The sequence below is a fragment of the Alteribacter lacisalsi genome, from assembly GCF_003226345.1.
GTDB classification, from domain to species: domain Bacteria; phylum Bacillota; class Bacilli; order Bacillales; family Salisediminibacteriaceae; genus Alteribacter; species Alteribacter lacisalsi.
Genome location: NZ_PDOF01000001.1, coordinates 1,132,819 through 1,152,455 on the forward strand (window position 1 = coordinate 1,132,819; position 19,637 = coordinate 1,152,455).

General features: G+C 47.2%; 18 protein-coding genes. All 18 read left to right on the plus strand.

The genetic code is table 11. The annotated features are described in order from the left end of the window. Positions 1-70: 70 nt before the first annotated feature. The 18 genes from CR205_RS05590 (at position 71) to CR205_RS05675 (ending at position 19,637) form a co-directional block, all read left to right on the plus strand. Positions 71-832, plus strand: coding sequence for a ClpP family protease (locus CR205_RS05590; RefSeq protein ID WP_110517773.1), 762 nt, complete (start codon positions 71-73; stop codon positions 830-832). After that, the gene (locus CR205_RS05595) at positions 829-1,077 is read left to right on the plus strand and encodes a YlzJ-like family protein (protein ID WP_110517775.1); all 249 of its coding nucleotides are present in this window, start codon (positions 829-831) and stop codon (positions 1,075-1,077) included. The genes CR205_RS05590 and CR205_RS05595 overlap by 4 nt, the downstream gene beginning before the upstream one ends. Positions 1,078-1,323: 246 nt before the next feature. Further along, positions 1,324-3,738: a DNA translocase FtsK gene (locus CR205_RS05600; RefSeq protein ID WP_110517777.1), complete on the plus strand. Its 2,415-nt coding sequence runs from the start codon at positions 1,324-1,326 to the stop codon at positions 3,736-3,738. A 570-nt stretch (positions 3,739-4,308) separates the two neighbouring features. Then, on the plus strand, positions 4,309-5,028 hold the full coding sequence (locus CR205_RS05605) for a GntR family transcriptional regulator (protein ID WP_110517779.1): 720 nt from the start codon (positions 4,309-4,311) through the stop codon (positions 5,026-5,028). A gap of 112 nt (positions 5,029-5,140) precedes the next feature. Further along, positions 5,141-6,436 carry an EF-P 5-aminopentanol modification-associated protein YfmF gene (gene yfmF / locus CR205_RS05610; protein ID WP_110517781.1) on the plus strand — a complete coding sequence of 432 codons (1,296 nt, stop codon included), beginning with the start codon at positions 5,141-5,143 and terminating at the stop codon, positions 6,434-6,436. Continuing rightward, entirely contained in the window at positions 6,429-7,724 is a 1,296-nt protein-coding gene (yfmH, locus tag CR205_RS05615; RefSeq protein ID WP_110517783.1) for an EF-P 5-aminopentanol modification-associated protein YfmH, read from the plus strand. The genes yfmF and yfmH overlap by 8 nt, the downstream gene beginning before the upstream one ends. After that, positions 7,725-8,453, plus strand: a complete 729-nt coding sequence (ymfI, locus tag CR205_RS05620) for an elongation factor P 5-aminopentanone reductase (RefSeq protein WP_110517785.1) — start codon at positions 7,725-7,727, stop codon at positions 8,451-8,453. Positions 8,454-8,544: 91 nt separating this feature from the next. Continuing rightward, positions 8,545-8,793, plus strand: coding sequence for a DUF3243 domain-containing protein (locus tag CR205_RS05625; protein WP_110517787.1), 249 nt, complete (start codon positions 8,545-8,547; stop codon positions 8,791-8,793). Between the two features lie 163 nt (positions 8,794-8,956). Beyond that, positions 8,957-9,730, plus strand: a complete 774-nt coding sequence (locus CR205_RS05630; RefSeq protein WP_110517789.1) for a DUF3388 domain-containing protein — start codon at positions 8,957-8,959, stop codon at positions 9,728-9,730. Between the two features lie 17 nt (positions 9,731-9,747). Continuing rightward, a complete protein-coding gene (locus tag CR205_RS05635; protein ID WP_161524679.1) occupies positions 9,748-10,656 on the plus strand; it encodes a helix-turn-helix domain-containing protein in 909 nt (302 codons plus the stop codon). 315 nt (positions 10,657-10,971) lie between these two features. Continuing rightward, entirely contained in the window at positions 10,972-11,550 is a 579-nt protein-coding gene (pgsA, locus tag CR205_RS05640; RefSeq protein ID WP_110517793.1) for a CDP-diacylglycerol--glycerol-3-phosphate 3-phosphatidyltransferase, read from the plus strand. 23 nt (positions 11,551-11,573) lie between these two features. Beyond that, positions 11,574-12,821 carry a competence/damage-inducible protein A gene (locus CR205_RS05645; protein WP_110517796.1) on the plus strand — a complete coding sequence of 416 codons (1,248 nt, stop codon included), beginning with the start codon at positions 11,574-11,576 and terminating at the stop codon, positions 12,819-12,821. A gap of 18 nt (positions 12,822-12,839) precedes the next feature. Continuing rightward, positions 12,840-14,420: a DEAD/DEAH box helicase gene (locus CR205_RS05650; protein WP_110517798.1), complete on the plus strand. Its 1,581-nt coding sequence runs from the start codon at positions 12,840-12,842 to the stop codon at positions 14,418-14,420. A gap of 152 nt (positions 14,421-14,572) precedes the next feature. After that, positions 14,573-14,905 (plus strand): hypothetical protein, encoded by a 333-nt coding sequence (locus CR205_RS05655; RefSeq protein ID WP_110517800.1) that lies wholly within the window; start codon positions 14,573-14,575, stop codon positions 14,903-14,905. Positions 14,906-15,068: 163 nt separating this feature from the next. Continuing rightward, positions 15,069-16,127, plus strand: a complete 1,059-nt coding sequence (recA, locus tag CR205_RS05660) for a recombinase RecA (RefSeq protein WP_110517802.1) — start codon at positions 15,069-15,071, stop codon at positions 16,125-16,127. 607 nt (positions 16,128-16,734) lie between these two features. Beyond that, positions 16,735-18,303, plus strand: a complete 1,569-nt coding sequence (rny, locus tag CR205_RS05665; protein WP_110517804.1) for a ribonuclease Y — start codon at positions 16,735-16,737, stop codon at positions 18,301-18,303. 86 nt (positions 18,304-18,389) lie between these two features. Next, positions 18,390-19,184 (plus strand): TIGR00282 family metallophosphoesterase, encoded by a 795-nt coding sequence (locus tag CR205_RS05670; protein ID WP_110517806.1) that lies wholly within the window; start codon positions 18,390-18,392, stop codon positions 19,182-19,184. Positions 19,185-19,376: 192 nt separating this feature from the next. After that, complete coding sequence (locus tag CR205_RS05675) at positions 19,377-19,637, plus strand: stage V sporulation protein S (RefSeq protein ID WP_110517808.1); 261 nt, start codon at positions 19,377-19,379, stop codon at positions 19,635-19,637.

The window sequence follows — 19,637 nt, forward strand, 5'->3', positions numbered from 1 at the left end:
TTCCGGCTTTGAATGAAAGTCACCCCTCTTTTCCATACTATCGGTAGAGTATGAAGGAGGAGGCACTAACATGAATCAGGAATACCGCAGCAATCAGCCTGATCAAAACCCGCCACAGCCCCAGGATCAGGGGAAGGGCAAGGAAAAGGACGGCATTTTAGATAAAATTCAGCAGCTGGGTACTACGAATGTTCCAAAAATGGAAGAGTCCAATATTCACGTGCTGACGATCGTAGGTCAAATAGAGGGTCATATGCAGCTCCCTCCCCAGAACAAAACGACGAAATACGAACATGTGATTCCCCAGCTTGTGGCAGCCGAGCAGAATAAAAAGATTGAAGGCCTGCTTGTTATTCTCAATACTGTCGGCGGTGATGTGGAAGCAGGACTGGCCCTTGCAGAGATGATCAGTTCACTATCAAAGCCGACCGTGACGCTGGTGCTCGGCGGCGGTCACTCAATCGGGGTGCCGATTGCAGTGGCAGCGGACTATTCTTACATTGCCGAAACGGCCACCATGACCATTCATCCTGTGCGCTTGACCGGCCTTGTGATTGGCGTTCCCCAGACCTTTGAGTATATGGATAAAATGCAGGACCGTGTCATCAGTTTTGTAACGAGGAATTCTAACATCAGCGAAGAGAAATTCAAGGATCTGATGCTGTCAAAAGGAAATCTCACCAGAGATATCGGCACCAATGTTATCGGAGAGGATGCCGTTAAATACGGTATGATTGATGAGGTTGGCGGCATTGGAAAGGCGATTCAGAAATTAAACGAATTGATCGAAAAAGCTGGGCCTTCGTCTGAACCGAGGGAGGTGGTACAATGATTCTCTATACGTACCAGTCACAGGATCTTATTTTTCCTGCAAACGAAGAGGACTTCGCAAAACAGCAGACCATGCCAATACCGGGAGGCTCTGTGATCGTGGAAGCTGTTAATCAGGCTGGAGGAGCTGCTTCTCAGTACAAAGTGATCAGGCTTGTTTCCACCGATCCCAACATGTATCTGGACAGTCAGTACCAGCCGGGAAGCCTGCTCAGCCCGGACAACTTCTCCAGAGGGATGGAGTAGCCGTCTGGTTTGAGATTTCCTGTTATGCTATACTGAAAAAGAAACGTGTGTTCGTAATTCAGGCAGCCGTATCCAGGCTGCTTCTTCTTTTTCCGGGAAGGCCCGCGCAGTATTAGACAAGAACAGAGCCGATTAGATAAAGGCTTTTGATGGCCAGATCAAGAATCTAATAAAGGAATCAATGCAATACATAATTATAGCGGCACAACCGCAATAAAACGCGATCTGTACCTGAGGTGATGGAAATTGGGGAAAAGAAAACGAAAAAGTACAAAATGGAAAACCCAGCTGTCTTATGAACTTGCCGGTGTCTTTCTGTTTGTTATTGCCACAGTGGCGTTCGCCAGGCTCGGGTTTGCCGGTGAAGGTATCGTACAGCTGTTCAGGTTTGTTCTGGGCGACTGGCATATCGTCCTGACGGGGGGCCTGCTTGTACTTTCCTTTTATTTTATGGTGAAACGTAAATGGCCGAAGTTCTGGACGAGACGGAAGATCGGCGGCTATCTTTTTATCTATGCCGTTGCTCTTCTCACTCACGTTCGTCAGTTTGAAATTCTGTCTCAGGAGACACCATTTACCGACCGTTCGGTCATCCGGAATACATGGCATATGTTTTTTATGCAGATTAACAATGAAACAGCAGTGGAGACGATGGGAGGTGGGATGGTCGGGGCTTTAGGATTTTCCATGACCCACTTTCTCTTCGCAGAAGGGGGGACAATCGCCTTTGCGATCGGGCTGATGGTTGCTTCTGTCATTCTGTTTACCGGAAGATCCGTGATGGATGTGTTGAAAAAAGGTTTCGATAAAATCATGTCCGGTGTGAAAAAAACCCTTACGTCGTTTGGTGCCTGGACGATTGAAAGCCTGAGCGCCATGAAGGACGCCGTAAACGAGAGACGCAAAGCGATGAAACAGGAAGCCCAGGAGCGCAAACGGGACCGCAGTACAAGAAGTCCGGCTCCTCCAGTCGAGGAAACGTCTGATCTTGAAAAGCCTGAAGAAGAACCGGTTATTTATGATTTCTCAACAAAAGCTTATGAAGGTGTGGACATTCCCGAAAATTCCGATCCGGCAGACCCTGTTACGGAGCCTGCCGTTCCCTCGACAGCGGAGAAAGATAAACGGCCCGCACACATTGTCGCCGAAGAGGAAGAGACCGAGGAGGAGATTCCGGTGCCGACCGCTTCTCTTGCCGTGATCAGCCGGGAAAATGAACACTATGAACTGCCTGATGGAGGTCTTTTAAATAACCCTAAGAAAACTAATCAGACTAAGGAGCATCACATGCTCTCCAAAAATGCGCGCAAACTGGAGAAAACACTGGAAAGCTTCGGGGTGAACGCCAAAGTCACGGAAGTACACCTTGGTCCATCGGTTACGAAGTACGAAGTATACCCTTCCGCCGGAGTTAAAGTAAGTAAAGTGGTGAATCTTTCCGATGACCTTGCGCTGGCTCTGGCGGCAAAGGACATCCGGATCGAGGCCCCGATCCCGGGAAAATCTGCTATCGGAATTGAAGTGCCGAATCAGGAAGTGGCCCTGGTCACCCTGAAGGAAGTGCTTGAGGCGAAAGCAATGACAGAGACAGACAACCCTCTTGCAATTGCACTCGGGCGTAATATTTCCGGTGAAGCGGTTATTGCGGAACTGAATAAAATGCCCCACCTGCTCGTAGCGGGGGCGACGGGAAGCGGAAAAAGTGTCTGTATTAACGGTATTGTCGTCAGTATTCTGATGCGCAGTAAACCGCATGAAGTCAAGCTCATGATGATCGATCCGAAAATGGTTGAATTGAACGTGTATAATGGTATTCCCCACCTTCTTTCACCGGTGGTTACCGATCCGAAAAAAGCATCACAGGCTCTGAAAAAAGTAGTTTCGGAAATGGAGAGGCGTTATGAACTGTTTGCTGACTCCGGGACAAGAAACATAGAGGGATACAATGCTTATGTGAGAAGAGAAAACCGCTCTCGCCCGGAAGAAGATCAGCAGCCATATCTGCCATTCATTGTGGTTATTGTTGACGAGCTTGCCGATTTGATGATGGTGGCCTCGTCTGATGTAGAGGATTCGATTACCAGGCTAGCTCAGATGGCACGTGCAGCAGGGATCCACCTGATTATTGCTACACAGCGTCCGTCGGTAGATGTCATCACAGGCGTCATCAAAGCAAATATACCGTCCAGAATTGCTTTCGGAGTATCAAGCCAGACGGACTCCCGGACTATCCTTGACAGTAACGGGGCGGAAAAACTCCTTGGCAGGGGCGACATGCTGTTTATCCCTGTCGGGGCATCCAAACCTACACGGATTCAGGGAGCCTTTTTAAGTGATGAGGAAGTCGAAAGGGTTGTCGGGTTCTGTATAGACCAGCAGAAAGCCCAGTATGCTGAAGAAATGATCCCTAAAGAGGGAGACAAGGAGAATGTGCAGCAGGCCGTTTCTGACGACTTGTATGAAGAGGCTGTTGCTCTGATAACGGACATGCAGACAGCTTCCGTTTCCATGCTTCAGCGCAGATTCAGAATCGGTTACACAAGGGCTGCCCGGCTTATTGATGAAATGGAAGTCCGGGGCGTGGTCGGACCCTACGAGGGAAGTAAACCGAGGGAAGTTCTTGTAAGTAAACATCAGGACGACAACGTATCAAACGGCTGATAAAACAAAATCCCGGAACAAACGCATTGAAAGCGAAGAGGCTGGGATTCAAAACTGGAAGAGATAGAGGCTGGGACATATAGAAAGTGTTTGAGGAGAATTCGAAAGCAGAGTACTTTCAGCAGTGATTTATTTCTGCCGTACAATGTCTGATCGAATTCCTTGCTGGAACTATACACTTCTATCCCGGCCTCTGTCTTTTTTAAGCTGCTTCCGGAAAGATTGTTGTTTTAAGCCGCTGCAGGCGGACGCTTTCCGCGGGCATCGCTTCAGCCCCTCGGGAAAATTCCTGCTTCTTACTACCATCCGAAGCGGTCTGCGTCGAAGCAACTCGCAGCTTAATCGTGAAGCATATGCTCTTCGCTGGAGTCACCGCCTTTCGCTCAAAAATAGAGTGGCAATAGCATCAATCTGTACGAACACAGCTGTTTTTATTAGGCTGAGTCACTGTTTTGTACTGATTTTGCTAACAAGCTGCAATATGATTTGGTGTATGGGTTCGATTCATGGTAAAGTGACATTAGAAAATTATGTGAAAATAGAGAAAATGGTGGTAAGGAGAGGACTTGTATGATTAAATCCGACCAGCGTCCCCTGTATCTTCAGGTGATCGACCGGATCAAGAGCGATATTGAAAACGGACATTACGAAGCGGGACAGCGGCTCCCTTCCGAATTTGAGCTTTCACGAAAGCTCGGGGTAAGCCGTGCAACACTGCGTGAAGCTCTGCGCATGCTTGAAGATGAAAGCGTTATAGTAAGAAGGCACGGGGTTGGCACGTTTATTAGTGAGAAGCCTCTTTTTACATCGGGGATTGAGGAATTAAACAGTGTCACGGATATGATTAAAGGGAGCCAGATGGAACCCGGAACGGTCTTCCTTTCAGCTTCAGAAGCCCTGGCCACTGAAGAGGACTGCCGGATTTTTAAAGACAGCAGCCCCGGAGAAATGATTGTCATTGAACGGGTCCGGACAGCAGACGGACAGCCTGTTGTCTATTGTCTTGACCGGCTGCCGAAAAAGCTTCTTCCTGATTATACTTCCAGAACGGAAGAATCCATTTTCACTCAGCTTGAAGCATCAGGGACAACAATCAGTTATGCACATACTCAGATCGAGCCAGTCGGTTTTCACGAGAAAATATCCGGTATGCTTCAATGCGCAGAGGAAACGTCACTCCTGGCGCTCAAGCAAATGCATTATGATTATAATGAAAAGCCGGTTCTGTATTCACTTAATTACTTCAGAGCCGACAAGTTTAAATTCCACGTGATCCGCAAGCGGGTGTAGTACAGTCTGCACCGTATTTTTTACGAAACACATCATATTCAGTTCCAATAACAGGTATGCTATAAAAGATACGTCCGTTTTGATTATTGAGGATGAATGAGGAGGGTTTCAGATGAAGGCCATTAACGTAAATGAGTTTACACACGGACCTGTTAACGTCCACGTAATCCAGTCAGATACGTATAAAACAAACACACTGGTATTACATATCCGGGCAGCCCTGACAGAAGAAGACCATACTTTAAGAGCGCTGCTTCCCCTTGTACTTCAGAGCGGTTCAGCAGATTATCCGACAAGAAAGCAGATCCGCCAGAAACTTGACGACCTCTACGGTGCTACTCTGACTGGAGATGTGAACAAGAAAGGTGAAAACCACCTGATTTCATTTAAGCTCGAAGCAGCGAATGAAAAATATCTGAAAGACAGTACGCCTCTGCTGGAAAATGCTTTTCAGATGATGACCTCTGTTATTTCAAACCCGCTGATTGAAAATGGTGCCTTCAAAGAGTCGGTTATTAAAAGTGAGAAGCGTAATTTAAAACAGCGGATCCAGAGCGTATATGATGATAAAATCCGTTATGCGAACATGCGGTTAAATGAAGAAATGTGCAAGAACGAACCATACGGTCTGTTTGTTTACGGGTCTGAGGAACAGCTTGACAATATTACGGGTGAGGACCTGTATGATTATTACAAACGTGTTGTAAACGAAGATGCGATGGATCTTTACGTTGTCGGGGATGTGGAGACTGAAGAAATCAAAAATCTGGTATCTAAGCACTTCACCCTTCCTGAACGGCAGGAAAAGCCGGCTGAATCAGGCGATGAAAAAGCCGCAGCAGGAAACGTTGAAGAAAAGGAAATTTTTGAAGAGCAGGATCTCAAACAGGGGAAACTTCACCTTGGCTACCGGACAAATATTACGTATCAGGATGACGACTACTTTGCGCTTCAGCTGTTTAACGGCCTGTTCGGCGGTTTTTCACATTCGAAACTGTTTATTAATGTCCGTGAAAAAGCGAGTCTCGCTTATTATGCTGCTTCCCGGGTCGAAAGTCATAAAGGTCTATTGATGGTGATGTCGGGTATTGAAACCGGAAACTACGATAAAGCCGTCAAAATCATCCGTGAGCAGATGGAAGCGATGAAAAACGGGGAATTTGAAGAAGATCAGCTAGAACAGACAAAATCTGTACTCAAAAACCAGCTGCTTGAAACAATGGATGCCCCAAGAGGTCTTGTGGAACTGATGTACCACAACGAACTTGGCGGAAAAAAACGTTCCCTGGACGATTGGATTCCAGGTATAGACGCTGTAACGAAAGAAGATGTGGTCCGTGTAGCCAATGAGGCACAGCTGGACACAGTTTACTTCCTAAAAGGAACGGAGGGCGGTTCAGATGAATAAACAGACCTTTGATCAGCTCAAGGAAACCCTGTACCACGAAAAGCTGGACAACGGCCTTGACGTCTATATCCTTCCTAAAGCCGGTTTTAATAAAACATTTGCCACTTTTACAACAAAGTACGGATCCATTGATAATCACTTCATCCCCCTTGGAGAGAAGGAAGCGGTGAAGGTGCCCGATGGTATTGCCCACTTCCTTGAGCACAAGCTGTTTGAAGATGAAGACGGGGATGTGTTCCAGCTTTTCAGTAAGCAGGGGGCGTCCGCAAACGCATTCACCAGCTTTACACGCACGGCTTATCTGTTTTCAAGTACGTCCAAAGTGATGGAGAATCTGACCACACTTCTGGATTTCGTGCAGAAGCCTTACTTTACAGAAGAGAGCGTGGAAAAAGAAAAGGGCATTATCGGCCAGGAGATTAAAATGTACGATGATAATCCGGACTGGCGCGGTTATTTTGGCCTGATCAGCAACCTGTATGAATACCACCCTGTAAAGATTGATATAGCGGGAACAATTGAGTCGATCAACGAAGTCACCAAGGATCTTCTCTACACGTGCTACGAGACCTTTTATCACCCGAATAACATGCTTTTGTTTATCGTGGGCAACGTGGATGCCGAAGAAATGATGACGCTTGTAAAGGAGAACCAGTCAGGAAAGGAATTTGCAGAACCTGAACGGATCCAGCGTTTCTTTGAAGCAGAAGCGCCTGAGGTGGATCAGGCTGAGCAGACCATCGAGATGAACGTAAAAACCGGCAAATGCCTGACCGGATTTAAGGAACGCTCACCGGACAGACAGGGGAAAGATCTTCTGCGTCATGAACTTTCTATAAATATCCTGCTTGAAATGATGTTTGGCCAGAGTTCAAAAAATTATGAAACCCTATACGAGGAAGGGCTGATTGATGATACGTTTTCCTTTGATTATTCCGGTGAGCTCGGCTTTGGATTTTCGGTGATCGGCGGGGACACAGCCGAACCGGAGCAGCTTAGCGAGCGTATCAAGTCCATGGTTGTGGAGTTTACGTCGAAGTCACTTGACGAGGAAACAGTGGAATCCGTGCGGAAAAAGAAAATCGGTTTCTTCCTTCGGTCACTGAATTCTCCTGAATATATTGCCAATCAGTTTACCCGCTACCAGTTCAATGACATGAATCTGTTCGATGTGATTCCGGTTCTTGAATCCCTTACTGTGGATGATCTTCAGGAAGCGATGACCGAGCACTTTAAACCTGATACTCAGTTCAGCAAGTGCCTTGTTAAACCGAAAGGCGGGGCATAGGTGTCACAGCGTGCTCTCATTACCGGAGCCAGCGGTGAAATCGGCAGAGCAGCCGCTCTTCGCCTCGCCCGGGACGGGTACCGGCTTGTACTTCATTATAATGAGAACAAATCAGGGATCGATCAGCTTGTGAGTCAACTCGAAAGATCAGGCTGCACAGAACCGCTCACGGTTCAGGCCGATCTGGTTTCACCAGGCGGCCCGGCGAAAGTGATCGCGGCAGCACAGGATCCGGTTGATGTGATTATTCATAACAGCGGGAAAAGCTATACCGGACTGGTTCAGGATTTTTCACCTGAACAGGTATCAGATGCCCTGCGTCTCGGTCTATCAGCTCCTTATGAAATAACAAACGCTCTTCTGCCGGGGATGCTTCATCAGAAAAAAGGAAAAATCATTGTGATCTCTTCCATCTGGGGCCTTACAGGCGCCTCCTGCGAAGTCCTGTATTCTATGATTAAAGGCGGCTTGAACGCCTATGTCAAAGCCCTTGCCAAAGAACTCGGACCTTCAGGCATCCAGGTTAATGCCGTAGCACCTGGACTTGTGGATACCTCAATCAACAGTCACCTAAGCCGTGACGAGGCGTCTGAGCTGGCTGCGGAGATTCCGGCAGGCAGACCCGGCACTCCGGAAGAAATTGCAGAAGCTGTCTCATTTCTGGCTTCACCCGGTGCTTCATACATCAGCGGTCAGGTTCTTTCTGTTAACGGAGCGTGGTACTGCTGAGTTGGCCGGCAGAAATTTTTCCTCTCTGTGAATAGTTCTTCGTAACGAATGAGAAACTATAGAAGAACTTTACCAAAAGGGAGGGTACACCATGAGTGTATTGGATAACTGGGATCAGTGGAAACATTTCCTCGGCGACCGTCTTGAGCAGGGGAAGCATGAAGGAATGAACAGTCAGGTTGTTTCGGAAGTGGCCTACCAGGTTGGCGAATATCTTGCCGAGCAGGTTGAACCGAAAAACGAACAGGAAGCAGTTCTTGCAGACCTCTGGAAAGTGGCTTCTGAAGAAGAACAGCACGCCATTGCGAACATGATGGTAAAACTTGTTCAGGAAAAGTAATCACAAACGGAAGTGCTGCCACAAAGCGGCACTTTTTTTGTTGACAAGATAAAATAGACGATTCCATTTCCATCATTTCTCTTTAAAAGCCCCCAAAAATACTTTATGATAGAAAAAGGAATCTGACGACTTTTGACGAATCCTTTTCTGAAAGGAGTACTTTATGGATAAAAAGGAATGGTACCTTGAATATCAGATACATGAGAACCGTCCGGGACTTCTGGGAGAGATCGCTTCCCTCCTTGGTATGCTTAGGATAAATATTGTCACTATCAATGGCGTTGAGCACAGAAGAAGAGGTATGTTGATCCGGAGCGAGAGTGACGAAGCTATCGAGCGGCTCACGTTTATTATGAAAACAATGGACATCATTACCCTCAGAAAAATCAGAGAGCCCAAGCTGCGGGACCGCCTTGCTGTCCGCCATGGACGATATATTGAACGTGACGAAGATGAAAAGAAAACATTTCGGTTCGTCCGGGACGAACTCGGGCTTCTAGTTGATTTCATGGCGGAACTGTTTAAAAAAGACGGCCACCGTCTGATTGGGATCCGGGGGATGCCGAGAGTGGGTAAGACCGAATCTGTCGTGGCAGCAAGTGTCTGTGCAAGCAAACGCTGGTCGTTTCTTTCTTCCACCCTGCTCAGACAGACGATTCGGAGTCAGCTGGCGGACGACGAATTTTCAGAGAACCACATTTATATTATTGACGGCATTGTCTCTACGATGAGAGCATCAGAGAAGCACCGGATGCTCGTGTCAGAGATTATGCGGCTGCCTGCAACCAAGGTAGTGGAACACCCTGACATCTTTATCCGGGAAACAGAGTATTCACTTGATGATTTTGATTACATTATTGAATTGAGAAGCGATGAAGCAGAAGAAATTACATACGAAGCGGTAGATTCCGGTTTTTCATCCTTTGATATCAGCTAGTTTGGAAGGTGTTTGCATTGTCAGAATTAGGACTGCGTTTAAAATCTGCCCGTGAAGAGCTCGGATTGTCACTGGAAGAGCTCCAGGTGAAAACCAAAATCCAGAAACGTTACTTGTCAGCGATCGAAGAAGGCGAATTCAGCCGGCTGCCCGGAGAATTCTACGCCAGGGCTTTTGTAAAAAGCTACGCAGAGGCAGTAGGTCTGGAACCGGAGCTTCTTCTTGAGGAGCACAGCGCCGAACTGCCCGGACGCAAGCAGGAGCCCGCTGATCTTCCGCCTCGGGTAAACCGGAAAAAAGCCAGTACAAAGAAAGGCGTCAAGAAAAGCTCCTCGAAGATGTCATCTTTTGTTAATACCGTCATCATCATCGTAATTGCTGCGGTTCTATTAACCATAGCGGTCATTTTCTTTCAGAATCAGGCACAGGATGGAGCGGTTCAGCGGGAAACATCCAGCGGTGACTTCGATGACAGTCAGAGTGTGGCAGACCAGGAAGAAGACAATACAGCCGAAGATGAAACATCCGAAAACGAAACAGAGGATACATCCGAAGGTGCTGATCTTGAAGGAGAGCAGGAAGAGCCGGCTCAGGGGCAGGAACTGGAGCAGAATGTTGAGGACATTTCCGGCTTTAATTCCATCGTCAGTGTTGCCAATACTGAGGAATTCAATGTGCGTGTTGAAATTTCCGGAACCGCATGGCTGCAGTTGAGTGATGGGGATGGGGACATATTTACCGAAAATGAGTATGCTGAAGGGGATGAATTCACTTACGATCTTACTGAAACTGGTACAATTGAGGTAAATACCGGGTATGCGCCGAACATCCAGGTCTTTGTGAATGGAGAATTGATCCAATGGCCGATTGACCCTGGTGCCCAGGACCGCCAGCGAATGACGATTAACTATCAGCCGGCCTCCTGACATTGGAAATGCTGTCCGTTATGGACGGCATTTTCTTTTTGACATTTCGAAACAGGATCATTTTTTGTAATATCCCCTCCGGTAAGTAAGCTCAGATTATCATCTGACTTTTTACGCTGGTATTTACAGTAAACGGGTATGTAAGCTGTCCTGAACGCCGATCTGTATAGACGCAAGGCACTCTTTTTCGGTACTGTTAACATTCGCAATCAGAGGGACAGTCTGGTAAAATTGAAAAAGATGCTATGGCCAAAGCGCCAGGGGTAATGTGAACTTTACTCTGATGAACCGACCGATCTCATAAGGAGGCCCAACATGAATGTACCAAATCAAATTACAATCTCCCGAATCTTTCTAATACCTCTTTTTATGGTCTTCCTTCTCGTTCCCTTTAACTGGGGCGAGATTAGATTATTCGGCGCCGATATCCCCGCAGCCCATTTGACAGCAGCGCTGATCTTTATTGCAGCAGCGTCCACTGACTGGCTGGACGGCTACTATGCAAGAAAGTTTAACCTTGTTACAAATATGGGGAAATTTCTCGATCCTCTTGCAGATAAACTGCTGATTACAGCTGCATTTGTAGCACTTGTGGAATTGGGAATGTTTCCTGCCTGGGCAGCTGTGCTGATTTTGAGCCGTGAATTCGCTGTAACCGGACTAAGGCTTGTAGCCTCTGCAGGCGGTGAAGTCATTGCTGCAAGTAATTGGGGCAAGTGGAAAACAGTAAGCCAGATTGTAGCAGCTTCGGCAATCATGTTACATAATACGATCTTCGCTGCTATGAACATCCCTTTTGATACGGTCATGATTTATGTGGCTGTGGTGCTTACAATGTTTTCAGGATGGGATTACTTTGCAAAAAATAAACACGTTCTATCCGGTTCAGCTTAACGGAAGAATGCTGGAGGGCGGCAATGAAAGCAGAAATAATCGCAGTAGGATCAGAGCTTCTGCTCGGTCAGATTACCAATTCCAACGCCCGCTATCTGTCTGAAAAAATGACGGAGGTTGGCGTGGATGTTTATTTTCATACAGCAGTTGGAGACAACAGGGAACGGCTTCTTAGTGTACTTGATGTGGCGGTATCCCGTTCGGATCTGATCATCCTTACAGGAGGGCTCGGGCCCACGAAGGATGATCTCACAAGGGAAACAGTTGCTGATTTTATCGGAAAATCCGTCGTAATGCATCCGGAGTCTCTTGCGCACCTGGAATCATATTTTCAAAAGTCCGGACGTCCGATGACAGAAAATAATAAAAAGCAGGCCGCCATTATCGAAGGCGCTGAGGTGTTTCCGAACCGGAACGGTCTTGCTTGCGGAATGGCTGTTAATTTCAAAAAGACGTTTATTCTGCTTCCCGGTCCGCCTAAGGAACTTGAACCGATGGTCGAAAAAGAAGTTCTTCCTTATCTTTCAGTCCTTACCGGATCAGAGAACGTCATCTCTTCCAGAGTGCTCCGGTTTTTCGGAATCGGGGAATCCAGGCTTGCAGAGGAAATTGACGATCTCATAGAAAATCAAAACAACCCGACCATTGCGCCGCTCGCATCTGATGGAGAAGTGACGCTCAGACTGACAGCTAAAGGTGATCCAGAACAAAACATTCTTCTGTTGGACAGTCTGGAGGAGAAAATTATGAGCCGTGCGGGAACGTTTTTTTACGGCTACGATAACAGCAGCCTGACCGGTGTCACGGCTGAAGCCTTATCGAAACGATTACAGACGGTCGCCTGTGCAGAGAGCCTCACCGGCGGCAGGTTCGGATCGATGCTCACCTCTGTGCCCGGGTCATCTTCCTTTTATAAAGGCGGGGTAATCTGTTATGATGCTAAAGTAAAGCAGACAGTACTGAAGGTAAGTGAGGAAACCTTTTCGAAGCATGGCACCGTCAGCGCACGCTGTGCAGAGGAATTAGCTGTAAATGTCCGCAGTCTGATGAACAGTACAGTCGGCATCAGCTTTACCGGTGTTGCAGGACCTGATGATCTGGAAGGGAAAGAGCCGGGGTCCGTCTTTATCGGAATAGCGGATGAAAGCGGCACCGCGGTAAAGGAACTCTCCCTTGCCGGCAGCCGCAGAACCATCCGTGAAAGAGCAGTCAAATTCGGCTGCTGGTATTTGCTGAAACACATAATTAGTGATGAAACAACGAAAGAGTAAAAGGTGGATGAATAGTTTATGAAATTTGAAGACTTTCAAATATCGGAACCCATTAAACGGGCAATACGGGATATGGGCTTTGAAGCACCGTCCCCGATTCAGGAAAAAGTCATTCCTGTTATCCTGGATGGCAGCGATGTAATCGGCCAGGCTCAGACCGGAACAGGAAAGACAGCGGCATTTGGAATTCCGCTGATCGAAAAGATTACAAACGATAACCATGTTCAGGCGATTATCCTGACACCAACAAGGGAACTGGCGATTCAGGTTGCCGGGGAACTTCAGAAGCTGTCAAAACATAAAAATGTCCGTACCGTGCCTATTTACGGGGGGCAGTCCATCGGTCATCAGATCAAGGCGCTTAAACGGGGGGTGCACATTGTTGTGGGTACGCCGGGACGTGTGCTCGATCATTTGAACCGCCGTACGCTCCAGCTAGGAAGGATTCATACCTTTATCCTTGATGAAGCCGATGAGATGCTTGATATGGGCTTTATTGAAGACATTGAAAAAGTACTCAAGATGGCAAGCAGCCAGCGGCAGATGATGCTGTTTTCCGCGACGATGCCGCCGCCGATCCGGAAGCTCTCCAACAAATATATGAACAAGCCGGAACAGATAACCATCAGTAAAGGGGAAATGACCGCGCCGTCGATTTCCCAGGTTTACTATAAAGTTCTTGAGAAAAATAAGCTCGAATCCCTGTGCCGAGTGATCGACAGCGAACATATCGAGCTCGGAATTATTTTCTGCCGCACAAAAAAAGGTGTAGCCGAACTTACTGAAGCTCTTCAGGCCAGAGGATATATGGCAGACGGCCTTCACGGTGATCTCACTCAGTCTCAGCGTGATATGGTAATGAAGAAATTCAGGGATTCCAACATTGAGTTTCTTATTGCAACGGACGTTGCGGCTCGCGGTCTTGACGTGGAAAACGTCTCTCACGTCATCAATTATGACATTCCGCAGGATCCTGAAAGTTATGTTCACCGGATCGGCAGAACGGGCCGTGCAGGACGGGAAGGGCTTGCTTTAACCTTGGTAACACCGAGGGAAATGAAGCACCTTCGCTCAATCGAACTTGAAATTAAAATGCAGATCCCGTCACAGAATCTTCCTTCAATTGAAGAAGTGGTTGAAAAGCAGCAGGAATCCTGGAAGAAGCAGATTGTTGATCTGATGGAGCTCCATGATGAAACTGATCTTTACGAAACCATTGTGTCGGATCTTATAAAAGACTATCCGCCGGAAAAAATCGTTACCTCCCTTCTGAAGCTCGCGTTTTACGGGCATGACAATCTTTCTGAAGATGCGGCTTATGATTTCGGTGATACCGGGGCCCAGAAAGGGATGACCCGCTTCTTCATCAACGTTGGACGCAATGTCGACCTGACACCGAAAAAGCTGGTCGAAGAAGTCGCCGATCTAGCCGGTATTCCCGGCCGGACGATTGGTAAAATTGACATCTTTGAGAACTTTACATTTATTGAAGTACCTGAAGAAGCAGCGCCGTTTGTTTATGAGGCGATTAAGTATTCCCGTCTTAACGGAGCACGGGTGAATCTCGAGCCGGCCAAACCGCGCCCAAAACGCCGATAGTTAACAAGCAGTTCAGATACGCATCATCCACGGGGCTGACCTGAAAGGTGGAAAAGTATACCTTTTGGGCCGGCCTCTTTTCTCTGTTCCGGTTCAACTTTCCCTTATCGCTTCGTATAGTGAAAGTAAACAGAAATACAGGAGGCAGAGCCATGACAAAGTGGATGGCGGTTCTAACCGGTCTGGCTGTTTTTTCTGCAGCCCTTGTTTTATACTGGCATACATTGGGAACCCCATGGATGCAGGAGGCTGCTCAAAGTCACGCTAAAGCCTACATTTCGGCGGAATATACAGTAGATAACAATTCTCTTACTGTAACCTCAAGTGTTTATTCAAGAGAATCAGACAGGTTTGCAGTAACGATAACCGGCGCTCACGGGGAGATCTATGAGGCGGCAGTTCGTATGAAAAACAGACACGAAGCCGCCTTGATCCTTGACGTGACCGGACAGTTTGACGCCTTTGGTCTTTCGTACTGCCACTGAAGAAAACGGGTGTTCGTCTTTCAACGAAAAAATACGAACGAATGTTTGGTAAAATGGTTGGCAAACGTCTCAAAACAAGGTAGAATAAGAGTATGCAATTGAAACGATAACCGCTTCCCCGCTGCAAACATAGATAAGGGGCAGGCGAAAAGGAGAGATAAACATGTCAGACCGCAAACAGGCACTTGATATGGCTTTGCGTCAAATCGAAAAACAGTTCGGTAAAGGCTCTGTAATGAAACTCGGAGAACAGGCTGAACAGCGGGTTTCCACGATTTCCAGCGGAGCACTTGCACTTGATATTGCCCTGGGAGTAGGGGGATATCCTAAAGGACGGGTGATTGAAGTTTACGGACCGGAATCTTCCGGTAAAACAACCGTTGCCCTCCACGCTATTGCTGAAATTCAGCGGCAGGGCGGACAAGCTGCTTTTATTGATGCAGAGCATGCCCTTGACCCGGTTTATGCCCAAAAGCTTGGTGTTAATATAGATGAACTTCTTCTTTCCCAGCCTGACACGGGAGAGCAGGCTCTTGAGATTGCTGAAGCGCTCGTTCGAAGCGGTGCGATTGATATGATTGTGATCGACTCTGTAGCGGCACTTGTACCGAAAGCCGAAATCGAAGGTGAGATGGGTGACAGTCACGTCGGTCTTCAGGCACGACTGATGTCCCAGGCACTCCGTAAACTATCGGGGGCTGTCAATAAATCAAAAACTATCGCTGTCTTTATTAACCAGATTCGTGAAAAAGTCGGCGTCATGTTTGGAAACCCTGAAACTACGCCGGGCGGCCGTGCCCTCAAATTCTATTCTTCTGTCCGTCTCGAAGTGCGCCGTGCGGAAGCGATAAAACAGGGTAATGATATGGTCGGAAACAAAACCAGGATTAAAATCGTTAAGAATAAGGTTGCACCGCCATTCAGGACAGCGGAAGTGGACATTATGTATGGTGAAGGGATCTCCAGAGAAGGGTCGATTCTGGATATCGGTTCCGATCTCGACATCGTTCAAAAAAGCGGGGCCTGGTATTCCTTTAATGAAGACCGCCTCGGTCAGGGGCGTGAAAACGCGAAGCAGTTCCTGAAGGAAAACGAACCGGTTTCAAAACAGATCGAAGAACGCATCCGCGAGTATCACGGTCTACTTGAAGCTAAGGAAGTTCCACCGGGAGAAGCGGATTTTGAAGGGGAAAACGAAGATCTCCCGCTTGATCTGAAATAAAGAGGCTGGATGCAGGGGACTGAAGACAGCCCTGCGGAAAGTAGCGGACTTTAGATAAGAGCGAATAAATAACAGGATGCCGGAGCGAGGCTGGGACGAAAGTAAAGTATATAGACGAAAGTCCGAACAAAAAGCTGACTAGTGGATGAAATATACGCCGACTCCTGCGGGAGGAAAAGCGCAGGTGAGACCCCGTAGTGCGAAGCACACTGAGGCTCAGCCGCTTCCCGCGGAAAGCGGTGTATGTTTCAGCAGTGATCGATCTGCTCCGCTTGCTGATTGTTCGGATTTTTGTCTGTGAAAATACTTCTGTCTCAGCCTCGTTTATTTATTAAGCGGCCTACACGGTTGATGTAATATGCGCGGAGTTCAATAAGGTGAAATAAGCCCTGTACAGAAACGCTGTTATGACGGCATATTTTCGCTTATCCAACTCTACCAATGCTTGACAATGACGGCACTGGGACATACAATTAGAAAGAATACTGTAATACCCATACTCAATTTTGTTTGACCTGTGCTGGATGTGCGCTAATACCGAACCATTGAAACAATGACACGAAACAAAAAACGAACAACATGAATAGCATGAGGAGGTGAATCAGTCATGACTGACAACGTATTCGTTCTCATCCTCATTTTGCTAATCACTGCTGCACTATGTGTCGTCATCGGATACTTCGTACGTAAATCCATTGCAGAAGCCAAGATTTCCAGTGCGGAACAACTGGCAAAACAAATCACCGAAGAAGCAAAGCGTGAAGCGGATTCGAGCAAAAAAGAAGCCATTCTTGAAGCCAAAGATGAAGCCCACAAACTCCGGATCGAGTCCGAGCGTGAAGCTCGGGAGCGAAGAAATGAAATATCCAAAACGGAGAACCGCTTAGGACAGAAGGAAGAAGTTCTAGACCGTAAAAGTGAAACCTTGGACAAAAAAGAAGAATCTTTGGAAAAACGCGAAGAAGAGCTGGCGAACCGTCAGCGGAATATCGACGAGATGAATAGCAAAGTTGAGGAACTGCTTCTGAAGCAGGAAGACGAACTCGCACGGATTTCCGGCTTTACGAAAGACGAAGCCAGAGATATTATTATGAAGTCCGTCGAAGATGAATTAACACATGAAAAAGCAATTATGATCAAGGAAGCCGTGACTAATGCGAAAAACGAAGCTGATAAAAAGGCCAAGGAGATTCTATCCACAGCCATTCAGCGCTGCGCAGCTGATCACGTAGCAGAAACAACGGTAAGTGTGGTGTCACTGCCTAATGATGAGATGAAAGGACGGATCATCGGACGTGAAGGCCGAAATATCCGTGCTCTTGAAACCTTAACAGGGATTGACCTGATCATTGATGACACACCTGAAGCTGTTATTCTGTCAGGCTTTGACCCGATCCGAAGGGAAATTGCCAAAACAACGCTTGAAAAGCTCGTGCAGGACGGAAGAATTCATCCCGCCCGTATTGAGGAAATGGTTGAAAAATCCCGTCGTGAAGTAGATGAACTCATTCGTGAGTACGGTGAGCAGACTACTTTTGAAGTGGGTATTCACGGGCTCCATCCGGATCTTATTAAAATCCTTGGACGCCTGAAATTCCGTACAAGCTACGGTCAGAATGTGCTTAAGCACTCCATGGAAGTGTCTTATCTTGCAGGTCTGATGGCCAGCGAGCTGGGAGAAGATGTAACGCTTGCCCGCCGAGCAGGACTGCTTCACGATATCGGTAAGGCAATTGACCATGAAGTAGAGGGAAGCCACGTGGAAATCGGGGTGGAACTCGGAACGAAATACAAAGAACATCCAGTTGTCATTAACAGTATTGCTTCCCACCACGGAGACACGGAAGCAACATCCGTTATTGCCTCCCTTGTTGCAGCGGCAGACGCTCTGTCGGCAGCTCGTCCGGGAGCCAGACGGGAAACGCTTGAAACCTATATTAAACGTCTTGAAAAGCTTGAGGAAATCTCTGAATCCTTCAATGGTGTTGAGAAGACTTTTGCCATTCAGGCAGGGCGGGAAGTTCGCATCATGGTGAAGCCGGATACAATCAACGATGAAGATTCGTACCGCCTCGCACGTGAAATCACGAAAAAAATTGAAGACGAACTCGATTATCCCGGCCATATTAAGGTGACGGTGATCCGTGAAACGAGAGCAGTTGAGTATGCAAAATAAAGTGGCATTTTTGCCACTTTATTTTTATATGAACAGACTGGGTACATACTATAACGAACACAGTAAAGTTAGGGGTTTTACACACGATGAAAGTATTGTTTATAGGAGATGTTGTCGGTTCCCCCGGCAGACATATGCTGAAAGAATATCTGAAAAAGCTGAAACTGAAATACCGTCCTGATGTAACGATCGTGAACGGCGAAAATGCTGCATCAGGAAAAGGGATCACCGAGAAGGTTTTTCACGAAATAAAAGAAGCAGGTGCAGACATCATTACCCTTGGAAATCACACATGGGATAAGAAGGATATTTTTGACTTTATCGAAAATAAGCCGGAGATGATCCGACCGGCAAACTTTCCTCCTGATAATCCGGGAACAGGCATTACGTATCACAAGACAGGCGGTCAGACGATTGCCGTCATCAGCCTTCAGGGAAGAACCTTTATGCCGCCAATCGACTGTCCGTTCCGGAAAGCGGATGAGCTTGTTGAGGAGGCGGCTGCAAAAACGAAATTCATCTTTGTGGACTTTCATGCGGAAGCCACAAGTGAAAAGCAGGCTATGGGCTGGTACCTTGACGGGAAAGTATCCGCTGTTGTAGGTACACATACCCATGTCCAGACAAACGATGCGAGAGTTCTTCCGGAGGGGACCGGGTTTATTACCGATGTGGGTATGACAGGTCCTTATGATGGAATCCTGGGAGTGGAAAAAGAAGCGGTACTTCACAGGTTTTTGACAAATCTTCCAACCAGGTTTGAAGTAACAAAAGGCAGGGAACAGTTAAACGGAGTCTTTGTGACGCTCAATAAGCAAAGCGGCCAGGCGGAATCAATCAGATCCCTTATGATTAACGACGATCAGCCATTCTTCGATTAACACGAACCTGGCAATACTTCCGATAGGAATAAAATTGTAGGTTTCGAATATATACAAAATGAGGTAAATCACTTAAAAACCCTCTCAGGGTGCGAAGACCCGCCGGTTGGTCCGCGTTATCATCCAAGGCTGATTGGTCGTAGAGTAACCTGCTCCATTCGATCCTATCTATCATCCTAAGGAGGTCCTAAAGTGGAAGTATTAAAAGTATCAGCAAAATCCAACCCTAATTCTGTAGCTGGTGCCCTTGCAGGCGTCATCCGTGAACGTGGTGCTGCAGAAATTCAGGCAATCGGCGCAGGTGCGTTAAATCAATCCGTAAAAGCGGTTGCGATAGCCCGGGGGTTTGTCGCTCCGAGCGGGATCGATCTCATCTGTATTCCTGCATTTACCGACATTCAGATTGACGGAGATGAACGTACGGCCATTAAACTCATAATTGAACCGAGATAA

Excerpts from the sequence above, each read along its gene's own strand:
- CR205_RS05650 (WP_110517798.1), top strand. The coding sequence starts at position 12,840 with ATGAAATTTGAAGACTTTCAAATATCGGAACCCATTAAACGGGCAATA.
- CR205_RS05625 (WP_110517787.1), top strand. The coding sequence starts at position 8,545 with ATGAGTGTATTGGATAACTGGGATCAGTGGAAACATTTCCTCGGCGAC.
- CR205_RS05630 (WP_110517789.1), top strand. The coding sequence starts at position 8,957 with ATGGATAAAAAGGAATGGTACCTTGAATATCAGATACATGAGAACCGT.
- CR205_RS05595 (WP_110517775.1), top strand. The coding sequence starts at position 829 with ATGATTCTCTATACGTACCAGTCACAGGATCTTATTTTTCCTGCAAAC.
- CR205_RS05670 (WP_110517806.1), top strand. The coding sequence starts at position 18,390 with ATGAAAGTATTGTTTATAGGAGATGTTGTCGGTTCCCCCGGCAGACAT.
- yfmH (WP_110517783.1), top strand. The coding sequence starts at position 6,429 with ATGAATAAACAGACCTTTGATCAGCTCAAGGAAACCCTGTACCACGAA.
- CR205_RS05605 (WP_110517779.1), top strand. The coding sequence starts at position 4,309 with ATGATTAAATCCGACCAGCGTCCCCTGTATCTTCAGGTGATCGACCGG.
- CR205_RS05590 (WP_110517773.1), top strand. The coding sequence starts at position 71 with ATGAATCAGGAATACCGCAGCAATCAGCCTGATCAAAACCCGCCACAG.
- yfmF (WP_110517781.1), top strand. The coding sequence starts at position 5,141 with ATGAAGGCCATTAACGTAAATGAGTTTACACACGGACCTGTTAACGTC.
- rny (WP_110517804.1), top strand. The coding sequence starts at position 16,735 with ATGACTGACAACGTATTCGTTCTCATCCTCATTTTGCTAATCACTGCT.
- CR205_RS05655 (WP_110517800.1), top strand. The coding sequence starts at position 14,573 with ATGACAAAGTGGATGGCGGTTCTAACCGGTCTGGCTGTTTTTTCTGCA.
- CR205_RS05645 (WP_110517796.1), top strand. The coding sequence starts at position 11,574 with ATGAAAGCAGAAATAATCGCAGTAGGATCAGAGCTTCTGCTCGGTCAG.
- pgsA (WP_110517793.1), top strand. The coding sequence starts at position 10,972 with ATGAATGTACCAAATCAAATTACAATCTCCCGAATCTTTCTAATACCT.
- recA (WP_110517802.1), top strand. The coding sequence starts at position 15,069 with ATGTCAGACCGCAAACAGGCACTTGATATGGCTTTGCGTCAAATCGAA.